General features: G+C 54.0%; 11 protein-coding genes. 10 read left to right on the top strand and 1 reads right to left on the bottom strand.

Annotation, left to right across the window (positions count from 1 at the left end; genetic code table 11):
* Nucleotides 1-59: 59 nt before the first annotated feature.
* Both sucC and sucD read left to right on the top strand, forming a co-directional pair.
* Nucleotides 60-1,226 (top strand): ADP-forming succinate--CoA ligase subunit beta, encoded by a 1,167-nt coding sequence (gene sucC / locus ABIE11_RS09090; protein ID WP_059355295.1) that lies wholly within the window; start codon nt 60-62, stop codon nt 1,224-1,226.
* Nucleotides 1,226-2,095, top strand: a complete 870-nt coding sequence (gene sucD, locus ABIE11_RS09085; protein ID WP_095281274.1) for a succinate--CoA ligase subunit alpha — start codon at nt 1,226-1,228, stop codon at nt 2,093-2,095. Before sucC ends, sucD begins: the two co-directional genes overlap by 1 nt.
* A gap of 124 nt (nt 2,096-2,219) precedes the next feature.
* Here sucD and ABIE11_RS09080 read toward each other — a convergent pair whose 3' ends face one another.
* On the bottom strand, nt 2,220-2,936 hold the full coding sequence (locus ABIE11_RS09080) for a GntR family transcriptional regulator (RefSeq protein ID WP_429184355.1): 717 nt from the start codon (nt 2,934-2,936) through the stop codon (nt 2,220-2,222).
* A gap of 182 nt (nt 2,937-3,118) precedes the next feature.
* Here ABIE11_RS09080 and mngA point away from each other — a divergent pair, with 182 nt between their 5' ends.
* From mngA to tolQ, 8 genes are all read left to right on the top strand, one after another.
* A complete protein-coding gene (gene mngA, locus ABIE11_RS09075) occupies nt 3,119-5,035 on the top strand; it encodes a PTS 2-O-a-mannosyl-D-glycerate transporter subunit IIABC (protein ID WP_429184354.1) in 1,917 nt (638 codons plus the stop codon).
* Between the two features lie 17 nt (nt 5,036-5,052).
* Nucleotides 5,053-7,686: a mannosylglycerate hydrolase gene (mngB, locus tag ABIE11_RS09070; protein ID WP_429184353.1), complete on the top strand. Its 2,634-nt coding sequence runs from the start codon at nt 5,053-5,055 to the stop codon at nt 7,684-7,686.
* Nucleotides 7,687-8,367: 681 nt separating this feature from the next.
* Nucleotides 8,368-9,936, top strand: a complete 1,569-nt coding sequence (cydA, locus tag ABIE11_RS09065; RefSeq protein WP_100777169.1) for a cytochrome ubiquinol oxidase subunit I — start codon at nt 8,368-8,370, stop codon at nt 9,934-9,936.
* A 15-nt stretch (nt 9,937-9,951) separates the two neighbouring features.
* A complete protein-coding gene (gene cydB, locus ABIE11_RS09060; RefSeq protein ID WP_107704020.1) occupies nt 9,952-11,091 on the top strand; it encodes a cytochrome d ubiquinol oxidase subunit II in 1,140 nt (379 codons plus the stop codon).
* Between the two features lie 14 nt (nt 11,092-11,105).
* Nucleotides 11,106-11,219 carry a cytochrome bd-I oxidase subunit CydX gene (cydX, locus tag ABIE11_RS09055; protein ID WP_095281280.1) on the top strand — a complete coding sequence of 38 codons (114 nt, stop codon included), beginning with the start codon at nt 11,106-11,108 and terminating at the stop codon, nt 11,217-11,219.
* Between the two features lie 2 nt (nt 11,220-11,221).
* Nucleotides 11,222-11,512 carry a cyd operon protein YbgE gene (gene ybgE / locus ABIE11_RS09050; protein ID WP_100780748.1) on the top strand — a complete coding sequence of 97 codons (291 nt, stop codon included), beginning with the start codon at nt 11,222-11,224 and terminating at the stop codon, nt 11,510-11,512.
* 148 nt (nt 11,513-11,660) lie between these two features.
* Nucleotides 11,661-12,065, top strand: a complete 405-nt coding sequence (ybgC, locus tag ABIE11_RS09045) for a tol-pal system-associated acyl-CoA thioesterase (RefSeq protein ID WP_032617092.1) — start codon at nt 11,661-11,663, stop codon at nt 12,063-12,065.
* Nucleotides 12,062-12,754, top strand: a complete 693-nt coding sequence (gene tolQ, locus ABIE11_RS09040) for a Tol-Pal system protein TolQ (RefSeq protein ID WP_100777167.1) — start codon at nt 12,062-12,064, stop codon at nt 12,752-12,754. The genes ybgC and tolQ overlap by 4 nt, the downstream gene beginning before the upstream one ends.

The following is a 12,754-nucleotide window of genomic DNA, read 5'->3' as shown; positions in this document are numbered from 1 at the left end:
GTTGCGCTGCCGGTCTACAGGTTTGAAAAAAACGATTACCTGAAGGATGGATAGAACACATGAACTTACATGAATATCAGGCCAAACAGCTGTTTGCCCGGTATGGCTTACCGGCTCCGGTGGGTTATGCCTGTACTACCCCACGTGAAGCAGAAGAAGCCGCATCTAAAATCGGTTCCGGCCCTTGGGTAGTTAAGTGTCAGGTTCACGCTGGTGGCCGCGGTAAAGCGGGCGGTGTGAAGGTTGTGAAGAGCAAAGAAGAGATCCGCGCTTTTGCTGAACACTGGCTGGGCAAACGCCTGGTGACCTATCAGACAGATGCGAACGGCCAGCCGGTAAACCAGATCCTGGTTGAAGCGGCGACGGATATCGCAAAAGAGTTGTATCTCGGCGCGGTTGTAGACCGTAGCTCCCGTCGCGTGGTGTTCATGGCATCCACCGAAGGCGGCGTGGAAATCGAGAAAGTGGCTGAAGAGACGCCACACCTGATCCACAAAGTGGCTATCGATCCACTGGCAGGCCCTATGCCTTACCAGGGTCGCGAGCTGGCGTTCAAACTGGGTCTGGAAGGTAAACTGGTTCAGCAGTTCACCAAGATCTTCATGGGCCTGGCGACGATCTTCCTTGAGCGCGATCTGGCGCTGATCGAAATCAACCCGCTGGTGATCACCACTCAGGGCGACCTGATCTGCCTCGACGGCAAACTGGGCGCTGACGGTAACGCACTGTTCCGCCAGTCCGATCTGCGTGAAATGCGCGATCAGTCTCAGGAAGATCCGCGTGAAGCGCAGGCTGCACAGTGGGAACTGAACTACGTTGCGCTGGATGGCAACATCGGCTGCATGGTTAACGGTGCGGGCCTGGCAATGGGCACCATGGACATCGTTAAACTGCACGGTGGCGAACCGGCTAACTTCCTTGACGTGGGCGGCGGCGCGACCAAAGAGCGCGTAACCGAAGCGTTCAAAATCATCCTCTCTGACGACAACGTGAAAGCCGTTCTGGTTAACATCTTCGGCGGTATCGTTCGTTGCGACCTGATCGCTGACGGTATCATCGGTGCGGTGGAAGAAGTGGGCGTGAACGTCCCGGTTGTGGTTCGTCTGGAAGGTAACAACGCTGAACTCGGCGCGAAAAAACTGGCTGACAGTGGCCTGAATATTATTGCAGCGAAAAGTCTGACGGATGCAGCTCAGCAGGTTGTTGCCGCAGTGGAGGGGAAATAATGTCCGTTTTGATTGATAAGAACACTAAAGTTATCTGCCAGGGCTTCACCGGAAGCCAGGGGACTTTCCACTCCGAACAAGCGATTGCTTACGGTACGCAGATGGTTGGCGGCGTGACGCCAGGCAAAGGCGGCACCACGCATCTGGGCCTGCCGGTGTTTAACACCGTGCGCGAAGCGGTCGAAGCGACGGGCGCAACCGCGACCGTGATCTACGTTCCGGCTCCGTTCTGCAAAGACTCTATTCTGGAAGCGATCGACGCAGGCATCAAACTGATCATCACCATTACGGAAGGCATCCCGACGCTGGACATGCTGACCGTAAAAGTGAAGCTGGATGAAGCGGGCGTTCGCATGATCGGGCCAAACTGCCCTGGCGTCATCACCCCAGGCGAGTGCAAAATCGGCATCATGCCGGGCCACATTCACAAGCCAGGCAAAGTGGGCATCGTGTCTCGCTCCGGTACCCTGACCTATGAAGCGGTTAAACAGACCACTGACTACGGTTTCGGCCAGTCCACCTGTGTGGGCATCGGCGGTGACCCGATCCCAGGCTCTAACTTCATCGATATCCTGAAACTGTTCCAGGAAGATCCGCAGACTGAAGCGATCGTGATGATCGGTGAAATCGGCGGTAGCGCGGAAGAAGAAGCTGCAGCTTACATCAAAGATCACGTCACCAAGCCGGTTGTTGGCTACATCGCGGGTGTGACGGCGCCAAAAGGCAAACGTATGGGCCACGCAGGCGCCATCATTGCCGGTGGTAAAGGCACAGCGGATGAGAAATTCGCCGCTCTGGAAGCCGCAGGTGTTAAAACCGTTCGCAGCCTGGCCGATATCGGCGAAGCGCTGAGCGCTATCATCAAGTAAATCCTCTCTGCTCTCCGCAAGGGGAGCTTTGACATAATAAATGTCCGTTTCGACATGGTTGGCCGCTGAAAAGCGGCCTTTTTTATGCCATATATTTCTCGTGCACCGTTTACCGGCCAGGTTTTCAGTGTCGGCGTTTCGCTACCAGCGTGAAGTTGTAGTCGTCACTGTTAAACACGTTACGGCTGAACTCAAACACTCTGCCGTCTTTCAAAAAACCGCGAGAGACTTTTTCGAGGATCGGTTTTGCCGGATCGAGCGACAGGGCGGCGATCGCCTCTTCTGAAGGCATGACCGGCAACAGCTCCTGCTCGCTGCGATCGATAATCATCTTTTTGATCTGCTCAATATAGTGATATTTCGAGTTTTCCATCACCTCCCAGGTGAGGTCGGCAAACAGCGCCAGCGGCATCCAGGTCTCTTCCAGATTCACCGGTTTTTGCTTGATAAAACGCACGCGTTTAACGTGCCAGACCTTGTCATCCGGGGCGAGCTGTAACTTTTCGGCAAGCCTTGCATCGGCTTTTATGACCTCAAACACTTTCACATCGCTGTGGGTGTCGACGTTGCGGTCCGCCAGTTTTTCGTAAAAACCGGTGAGCTGATAGATGTCGTAATTCACCCGCTCCTCTTTTACGTAAGAGCCGCTGCCCTGAATACTTTCGATGATCTGCTCTTCTGTCAGCCGCTTTAAGGCTTGCCTGATCGTCACGCGGCTAACGCTGAACATCGCCTGAAGCGCTGATTCGGTGGGGAGCGCGTCACCCGGCTTCAGTTCGCCGCTGCTGATCTGTTCGCGCAAGGTGTCGGCGATCTGGCGGTACATCGGTTTCTGACTCATAAACGTCCGTTTTTGTATTGTTCAGGTAATACCATTCTTTTGAATTATGCCCTGAGTATTCGGATTGTAAATAATACAACAATAATACAAATATGGTGTTTAAGTGAAAGTGATCACATAAAGGTATCATCTGGTGTGCCAGAATCTGCCGTACATTAAAACGACAATTCTGTGAGGATCTGATGAACCTGACGACTCTGACTCATCCCCAGGCGATCTTTCTGCATGCGCGATTTACCGATCGTGACGATGCGATCCGCCAGCTGGCACAGCGGCTACACGATCTGGGAAAAATAGCCGATCCGGAGCGTTTTCTGGCTGATGTTTTACAGCGCGAAGCGCAGGGACCAACCGCGCTGGGCGAGGGGCTGGCGGTTCCGCACGGTAAAAGTGCGGCGGTGAACGAAGCGGCTTTTGCGGTCGCGACGCTGCGCAATCCGCTTGAGTGGGAGGGGGTCGATGGGCCTGAAAACGTCGAGCTGATTTTCCTGCTGGCGATCCCGCCTGCCGAAGCAGGGACCACGCACATGAAAGTGTTGACGGCGCTGACCACGCGTCTGGCCGATGATGTCTTGCGGGCGCGTGTGATGGCGGCTGATACGCCCGACGCCCTGCTGGCCGCGCTGGACGAAGAACCCGAAGAGCAAACCGTGGCGCTGCTGTCAGATGCGCCGACGATTGTTTGCGTCACGGCCTGCCCGGCGGGGATCGCCCACACGTATATGGCGGCGGAATACCTTGAGAAGGCCGGGCGCAAGCTTGGCGTCAATGTGATTGTCGAAAAGCAGGGGGCGAACGGCATTGAAGGGCGCTTAACGCCCCAGCAGCTCAAGGAGGCGAAGGCCTGCATTTTTGCCGCCGACGTGGCGATTAAAGATCATGAACGTTTTAACGGCATTCCTGCGCTGTCGGTCCCCGTGACCGAGCCGCTGCGTCACGCCGAAGCGCTGATCACTCAGGCGCTGGCCCTGAAATCTTCTGAGGTTCAACGGCAGCAACAACCCGACGCCGACGGGCGAAAAAGCCTGAAAACTGAGCTGAAACAGGCCCTGCTGAGCGGGATTTCGTTTGCCGTGCCCTTGATCGTTGCAGGGGGCACGGTGCTGGCAGTGTCGGTATTACTGGCGCAAATGCTCGGTTTGCAGCACCTCTTCGATCAGGAGAATTCATGGCTGTGGATGTATCGCAAACTGGGCGGCGGGATGCTGGGCGTGTTGATGGTGCCGGTGCTCGCAGCCTATACCGCGTATTCGCTGGCAGATAAACCCGCGCTGGCCCCCGGTTTCGCGGCGGGACTTGCCGCCAACATGATTGGCTCCGGGTTTTTGGGCGCTATCGCCGGGGGCCTGATCGCGGGCTATCTGATGCGCTGGGTGAAAAATCACGTTCGCCTGAGCAATCGCTATAACGGTTTCCTGGTCTATTACCTCTATCCGGTGATAGGCACGCTCGGCGCCGGCAGCCTGATGCTGTTTGTGATCGGTGAGCCGGTAGCGTGGATCAATAACGCCCTGACTGCCTGGCTCAACGGACTGTCTGGTGCAAACGCGCTGCTGCTCGGGGCAATCCTCGGATTTATGTGCTCGTTCGATCTGGGCGGCCCGGTGAATAAAGCGGCCTACGCCTTTTGCCTCGGCGCGATGGCGAATGGGGTGTACGGCCCATACGCTATTTTTGCGTCGGTCAAAATGGTTTCTGCGTTTACCGTGACGGCCTCAACGCTCATCTCCCCGCGGCTGTTTAAACCTTTTGAAATCGAAACCGGAAAATCGACCTGGCTGCTGGGGCTGGCAGGGATCACCGAAGGAGCGATTCCGATGGCGATTGAAGATCCGCTGCGGGTGATTGGCTCGTTTGTGCTCGGCTCACTGGTGACAGGCGCGATAGTCGGCGCGATGGGAATGGGACTTTCCACTCCAGGGGCCGGAATTTTCTCCCTCTTTTTACTGCATCCCGCCGGACTGAGCGGCGTTGCGGCCGCAGCGGGCTGGTTTGGCGCCGCGCTGGTGGGGACCGCCATATCGACCAGCGTGCTGCTCCTTTGGCGGCGTCAGGCGGTAAAAAGCGGCAAATACATTCCCAATAGCATCATGCCTTAACTGGACAGGAAACGACGATGAAAGCTGTATCTCGCGTTCACATCACGCCGCACATGCACTGGGACCGTGAGTGGTACTTCACCACCGAAGAGTCACGCATTTTGCTGGTCAATAATATGGAAGAGATCCTCGTGCGCCTTGAGCAGGATGAGGAGTACAAATACTACGTTCTCGACGGGCAGACGGCGATTCTGGAAGATTACTTCGCGATAAAGCCGGAGAACAAAGCACGCGTCAAAGCGCTGGTGGAAGCCGGAAAGCTGATTATCGGGCCGTGGTACACCCAGACGGACACCACGATTGTTTCGGGCGAATCCATTGTGCGCAACCTGCTGTACGGGATGCGTGATTGCCTGGCCTTCGGCGAGCCGATGAAAATCGGCTATTTGCCGGATTCCTTCGGCATGTCGGGTCAGCTTCCGCACATCTACAACGGGTTTGGTATCCAACGCGCGATGTTCTGGCGCGGCTGTTCTGAACGTCATGGCACCGACAAAACAGAGTTTTTGTGGCAGAGCAAAGACGGCAGCGAAGTGACAACACAGGTGCTGCCGCTGGGCTACGCGATTGGTAAGTACTTACCGGAGGACGAAGCCGGGCTGCGTAAACGGCTGGACAGTTATTTCGACGTGCTGGAAAACGCCTCGCTCACGAAAGAGATTTTGTTGCCGAACGGACACGACCAGATGCCGCTGCAGCAAAACATTTTTACGGTGATGAAGACGCTGCGGGAGATCTATCCCCAGCGGGAGTTTGTCATGAGCCGCTTCGAAGAGGTGTTTGCGCATATCGACGCTCATCGTGATGCGCTGGCAACGCTCAACGGCGAGTTTATCGACGGGAAATATATGCGCGTTCACCGGACCATCGGCTCCACGCGTATGGATATCAAAATGGCTCACGCCCGCATGGAGAACAAAATCGTCAATATTCTGGAGCCGCTCTCTACGTTGGCCTGGACGCTGGGCTTTGAGTATCACCATGGGCTGCTGGAGAAAATGTGGAAGGAGATTTTAAAGAATCACGCCCACGACAGCATCGGCTGCTGCTGTAGCGATAAAGTGCACCGGGAGATCGCATCCCGTTTCGAGCTGGCGGAGGATATGGCCGACAATCTGATTCGTTTCACTTTACGTAAGATTGTCGACAACATGCCGCAAACGGATGAAGACAAACTGGTGCTGTTTAATCTGATGCCGTGGCCACGCGAAGAGGTGGTCAATACTACCGTGCGCCTGCGCGCGAGCGCGTTCCGCCTGCTGGACGATAAAGGAAATGAAATTCCCTACTTTATCCGCGCCCAACGGGAGATCGATCCGGGCCTTATTGATCGGCAGATTGTGCATTATGGCAACTACGAGCCGTTTATGGAGTTTGATATCCAGCTGCGCCAGATTTTGCCTTCGATGGGCTATCGCACCCTCTATATCGAACCGCACGTGGCAGGAAAAATATTGCCGGGCCATGAGGCGACGGCGGCGCTGCTGGAAAATGCTTTCTGGCAGATTGACCTGAATGATGACGGCACGCTTCGCCTGCGGGATAAAGACTCCGGCCTTATTTATGACCGCGTGCTGGAGATCGAAGAGAGTTCCGATGACGGGGACGAATACGACTATTCGCCGTCGCGGGAAGAGTGGCGGCTGACATCACGTGAGGCGCAGCATACCGTCGAGGTGATTCACGAAGCCTGGCAGAGCAGGGCGGTGATCCGAAGCCGCATGGCTATCCCGGTCAATCTGGCTGCGCGCTCTGCTCGCCTGCGTAACGGCCACCTGGGCATTGAAATTGAGGTCACGCTCAGCCATCACAGCCGACGTATCGACGTTGAGGTGCGCCTGGATAATCAGGCGGACGATCACCGGGTGAGGGTGCTCATTCCGACCCCCTTCAACACGGCAGAGGTGCTGGCAGACACCCAGTTTGGCTCGGTTGTACGCCCCGTGCGTGATGAAGCGATGGACCGCTGGCAGGAAGAGGGCTGGAAAGAGGCGCCGGTGCCGGTGTGGAACTTACTGAATTACGCGGTGTTACAGGAGGGGCGCCACGGCATGGCGTTGTTCACCGAAGGATTACGCGAGTTTGAAATTGTCGGTGAGGAGAAGAAAGCCTTTGCTCTGACGCTACTGCGCGGCGTTGGGTTACTCGGAAAAGAGGATCTGTTATTACGCCCAGGCCGCCCCTCTGGCATAAAAATGCCGGTGCCAGATTCGCAGGTGAGGGGAGCGCTGCAGTGTCGTTTCAGCCTGTTTAACTTTTGCGGAACGCCTCTCAATGCGGGCGTTGCCCAGCAGGCCAGGGCCTGGCTGACGCCGATCCAGTGCTATAACAAAATCCCGTGGGATGCGATGAAGCTTAACAAAGCCAGCTTCGTCACTCCCGCGACCTACAGCTTATTGACCATGTCTCCCGTTGGCTGCCTGGTGGGGGCGTTGAAAAAAGCCGAAGATCGCGATGAGATTATCCTGCGGGTGTTCAATCCTTCCGAGTCGGTTTGTTGTGATACCTCGTTCAGCTTCAGCCGTGAGATCAGCCGCTGTGCTGAAACGGGAATGGATGAAGAGATTCAGAAGGGCGATAGAGTCGTCAACGGGATGGCTGAAACCCTGTGGCCCTGCCAGTCCAGAACCTTTAGCATCAAACTTGCCTAAAAACCCGGCGAACGAATCAAAGGTCACATTTTTGTGACCTTTTCGTTTTCTAAATAGTCACGCCGTGGTGTTAATTTAAAGATTAATAAAAGTAAAATAGATGTTTCCGCTTCGACTGAAAACCTCGCGATGGAAAGTCACGTTAAAGCAGCTATCCTTAAGTGTTTGTCAGTGAAAATGACCAGGCGGCAAACAGCGTTAAAAAAAATCACTTCAATTTATTTTCATCCCTGTATTTGATAACCATCACCTTGCTTAAATCTACATATCATTAACATTGATTTTACTATGGCTACTGCATTTAAACACCATTAACATAAAGTCGCGTTTTTGATTTAAATCAATGTTTAATGCTTGGAAAAACACCTCAAAAGGCGCTAAATTGTCGGCGATCAAACTGGCTGAAAATGTGTAAATTCGCTATATATTGATCACCGTCGTAAAACGTAAATCTCCTTCAATAAAAACCTGTTTATTGTAAGGGCTTTGCAGCGTATTATATTCGCGGGATCAATTAGAGTTTTTTCTTAACGTATTTGTAACCTTTCATCATGACTTTTTCCTCTAGTGAAGAAAATAAGTCACGACGAAGGGAACAGATAACTTTGTATTGGGGCATGTGTGTGAACCCGTCTCAGGGATTCACTCTCGGAGTCTTCATGCGATGAGCAAGGAGTCATGATGTTAGATATAGTCGAACTGTCGCGCTTACAGTTTGCCTTGACCGCGATGTACCACTTCCTTTTTGTGCCACTGACGCTCGGTATGGCGTTCCTGCTGGCCATCATGGAGACGGTCTACGTCCTTTCCGGCAAACAGATTTATAAAGATATGACCAAGTTCTGGGGCAAGTTGTTTGGTATCAACTTTGCACTGGGCGTGGCGACCGGCCTGACCATGGAGTTCCAGTTCGGGACTAACTGGTCTTACTATTCTCACTATGTTGGGGATATCTTCGGTGCGCCGCTGGCCATTGAAGGTCTGATGGCCTTCTTCCTCGAATCCACCTTTGTAGGTCTGTTCTTCTTCGGTTGGGACCGTCTGGGTAAAGTTCAGCACATGGCAGTGACCTGGCTGGTGGCCTTAGGCTCCAACCTGTCCGCACTGTGGATCCTGGTCGCTAACGGCTGGATGCAGAACCCTATCGCGTCTGATTTCAACTTTGAAACCATGCGTATGGAGATGGTCAGCTTTGCCGAGCTGGTCCTGAACCCGGTTGCTCAGGTGAAATTCGTTCACACTGTGGCCTCGGGTTATGTCTGCGGCGCGATGTTCGTACTCGGCATCAGCTCCTACTATATGCTGCGCGGTCGTGACTTCGCTTTCGCCAAGCGCTCCTTTGCCATCGCGGCAAGCTTCGGTATGGCGGCAATCCTGTCTGTTATCGTGCTGGGTGATGAATCCGGTTACGAAATGGGTGACGTGCAGAAAACCAAACTGGCGGCTATCGAAGCCGAATGGGAAACTCAGCCAGCTCCGGCGGCGTTTACCCTGTTTGGTATTCCTGACCAGGATGCGCAGGAAAACCGTTTCGCTATTCAAATCCCTTACGCCCTCGGCATCATCGCCACCCGTTCTGTTGATAAGCAGGTGACGGGCCTGAAAGATCTGATGGTGCAGCACGAAGAGCGTATCCGTAACGGTATGAAAGCGTACGGGCTGCTGGAGCAGCTGCGTTCAGGCTCTACCGATCAGGCTGTTCGCGATCAGTTCAATGACGTGAAGAAAGACCTGGGTTACGGCCTGCTGCTGAAGCGTTATACCCCGAATGTGTCTGATGCGACTGAAGCACAGATTCAGCTGGCAACCAAAGACTCCATTCCACGCGTTGCGCCGCTGTACTTCGCGTTCCGTATCATGGTCGGTTGCGGCATCCTGATGCTTCTGATTATCGCGGCCTCCTTCTGGTCTGTGATTCGTAACCGTATCGGCCAGAAAAAATGGCTGCTGCGTACCGCGATGTACGGTATTCCATTGCCATGGATTGCTATCGAGTCCGGCTGGTTTGTTGCGGAGTATGGCCGTCAGCCATGGGCGATAGGTGAGGTGCTGCCAACGGCAGTGGCTAACTCATCCCTGACTGCGGGAGACCTGATTTTCTCCATGCTGCTGATTTGTGGTCTGTACACCCTGTTCCTGGTGGCCGAACTGTTCCTGATGTTCAAGTTCGCACGCCTTGGCCCGAGCAGCCTGAAAACCGGTCGCTATCACTACGAGCAGTCCAACGTGGCTACTCAGCCGGCACGCTAAGACAGGAGTCGTCAAATGATCGATTATGAAGTATTGCGTTTTATCTGGTGGCTGCTGGTCGGTATCTTACTGATTGGTTTTGCGGTCACGGACGGTTTCGACATGGGCGTGGGCATGCTCACCCGTTTCCTCGGTCGTAATGACACCGAGCGTCGAATCATGATCAACTCCATCGCCCCGCACTGGGACGGTAACCAGGTGTGGCTGATCACCGCGGGTGGCGCACTGTTTGCCGCCTGGCCGATGGTCTACGCGGCTGCGTTCTCCGGCTTCTATGTGGCGATGATTCTGGTGCTGGCATCCTTGTTCTTCCGTCCGGTCGGTTTTGACTACCGCTCGAAGATCGAAGATACCCGCTGGCGCAACATGTGGGACTGGGGCATCTTCATCGGTAGCTTCGTACCACCGCTGGTGATTGGTGTGGCGTTCGGCAATCTGTTGCAGGGCGTTCCGTTCCACCTCGATGAGTATATGCGTCTGTACTACACCGGTAACTTCTTCCAGCTGCTGAACCCGTTTGGCCTGCTGGCGGGCGTGGTGAGTGTGGCGATGATCATTACTCAGGGTGCCACGTATCTGCAGATGCGTACGGTGGGTGAACTGCACCTGCGTTCCCGTGCCACCGCGCAGGTTGCGGCGCTGGTGACACTGGTCTGCTTCGCGCTGGCAGGTGTTTGGGTCGTATACGGTATTGATGGTTATGTAGTGACGTCTGCTATCAACCATGCTGCGCCGTCTAACCCGCTGACCAAAGAAGTCGCGCGTCAGGCAGGGGCATGGCTGGTGAACTTTAACAGCACTCCTGCGCTGTGGGCTATCCCGGCTCTGGGTGTGTTGCTGCCGCTGCTGACGGTCCTGACGTCTCGTCTTGAGAAAGGCGCCTGGGCATTCGTGTTCTCTTCACTGACGCTGGCGTGCATCATCCTGACTGCGGGCATTGCAATGTTCCCGTTCGTCATGCCATCCAGCACCATGATGAATGCGAGCCTGACCATGTGGGATGCGACGTCAAGCCAGTTGACGCTTAACCTGATGACGTATGTTGCTTGCGTGTTCGTACCGATTATCCTGCTCTACACCACCTGGTGTTACTGGAAAATGTTCGGTCGTATCACGAAAGAAGACATCGAAAGCAACACTCATTCCCTGTACTAAGTAAGGAGCTGAATATGTGGTATTTCGCATGGATTTTGGGGACGCTTCTTGCCTGTGCATTTGGTGTCATTACCGCGCTGGCGCTTGAGCATATCGAAGCGACCAAAACCGGTGAAGAAAAGCACTGATGATGAATGTTATCGCAAAGCTATATGCGGTAATGGACAAGCGCCCGTTACGGGCGCTTTCCTTAGTGATGGCATTACTGCTGGCAGGCTGTATCTTCTGGGACCCGTCGCGCTTTGCGGCGAAGACGAGCGAACTGGAAATCTGGCATGGTTTCTTGATCATGTGGGCAGTTTGCGCTGGCGTCATTCACGGTGTGGGCTTTCGCCCGAAAGCCGTTCACTGGCAAGGCATTTTCTGCCCGCTGGTCGCTGATATTGTGCTTCTCGCCGGACTTGTTTTTTTCTTTAGCTGAATAAGAACTGTCCGTTAATCTTATGGGCTTACTCGAGCCCATAAAAATTTACTCTCCGTTTACTTTCCCCCATTCCAAACCATCATTCCCGCGCGTATAGTAGCGAAGTTTAAAAGCTCTAACTTTTGTTGCATTACCAGGATGTAAAGTGAATACAACGCTGTTTCGATGGCCGGTTAGGGTCTACTACGAAGATACCGATGCCGGGGGTGTGGTCTACCACGCCAGCTACGTTGCTTTTTATGAACGGGCACGCACTGAGATGCTGCGCCATCATCACTTCAGTCAGCAGGTTTTGTTGGCTGAGCGAGTTGCCTTCGTGGTACGCAAGATGACGCTGGAGTATTTTGCACCCGCCAGACTCGACGATATGCTCGAAGTCCAAACGGAAATAACATCAATGCGCGGGACCTCACTGGTTTTCACGCAGCGGATCGTCAACGCAGAGAACACAGTACTGAACGAAGCAGAAGTCCTGATTGTTTGTGTTGATCCACTCATCATGAAGCCTCGTGCGCTTCCTAAGTCTATTGTCGCGGAGTTTAAGCAGTGACTGACATGAATATCCTTGATTTGTTCCTGAAGGCTAGCCTTCTGGTTAAACTTATCATGTTGATTTTGATTGGTTTTTCAATCGCATCCTGGGCAATCATTATCCAGAGAACCCGTATTCTTAACGCTGCTGGCCGTGAAGCCGAAGCCTTTGAAGATAAATTCTGGTCTGGTATTGAGCTTTCTCGTTTGTATCAGGAAAGCCAGGGACGCCGTGATAACCTTTCAGGCTCCGAACAAATTTTCTATAGCGGTTTCAAAGAGTTCGCTCGCCTCCATCGCGCAAATAATCATGCGCCTGAAGCGGTCGTTGAAGGGGCATCGCGTGCCATGCGCATCTCGATGAACCGTGAGCTGGAATCACTTGAAACACACATCCCGTTCCTTGGCACGGTGGGTTCCATCAGCCCGTATATCGGTCTGTTTGGTACCGTGTGGGGGATCATGCATGCCTTCATCGCACTGGGTGCGGTTAAACAAGCTACGCTGCAAATGGTTGCACCGGGTATCGCAGAAGCACTGATCGCGACCGCAATCGGTCTGTTCGCCGCAATTCCGGCAGTTATGGCGTATAACCGACTGAACCAGCGAGTGAACAAACTGGAACTGAACTACGACAACTTCATGGAAGAGTTCACTGCGATTCTGCACCGTCAGGCGTTTACCAGCACCGAGAGTAACAAGGGGTAA

Origin of the sequence: Lelliottia sp. 489 (assembly GCF_050435885.1) — a bacterium.
GTDB classification, from domain to species: Bacteria; Pseudomonadota; Gammaproteobacteria; order Enterobacterales; family Enterobacteriaceae; genus Enterobacter; species Enterobacter nimipressuralis.
The sequence above is the reverse complement of the archived record's forward strand: the minus strand, read 5'-3'. Positions and strand labels throughout refer to the sequence as shown.

What these genes read in the sequence shown, in the direction of transcription:
- sucC (WP_059355295.1), top strand. Translation starts at nt 60, where the DNA reads ATGAACTTACATGAATATCAGGCCAAACAGCTGTTTGCCCGGTATGGC.
- sucD (WP_095281274.1), top strand. Translation starts at nt 1,226, where the DNA reads ATGTCCGTTTTGATTGATAAGAACACTAAAGTTATCTGCCAGGGCTTC.
- ABIE11_RS09080 (WP_429184355.1), bottom strand. Translation starts at nt 2,936, where the DNA reads ATGAGTCAGAAACCGATGTACCGCCAGATCGCCGACACCTTGCGCGAA.
- mngA (WP_429184354.1), top strand. Translation starts at nt 3,119, where the DNA reads ATGAACCTGACGACTCTGACTCATCCCCAGGCGATCTTTCTGCATGCG.
- mngB (WP_429184353.1), top strand. Translation starts at nt 5,053, where the DNA reads ATGAAAGCTGTATCTCGCGTTCACATCACGCCGCACATGCACTGGGAC.
- cydA (WP_100777169.1), top strand. Translation starts at nt 8,368, where the DNA reads ATGTTAGATATAGTCGAACTGTCGCGCTTACAGTTTGCCTTGACCGCG.
- cydB (WP_107704020.1), top strand. Translation starts at nt 9,952, where the DNA reads ATGATCGATTATGAAGTATTGCGTTTTATCTGGTGGCTGCTGGTCGGT.
- cydX (WP_095281280.1), top strand. Translation starts at nt 11,106, where the DNA reads ATGTGGTATTTCGCATGGATTTTGGGGACGCTTCTTGCCTGTGCATTT.
- ybgE (WP_100780748.1), top strand. Translation starts at nt 11,222, where the DNA reads ATGAATGTTATCGCAAAGCTATATGCGGTAATGGACAAGCGCCCGTTA.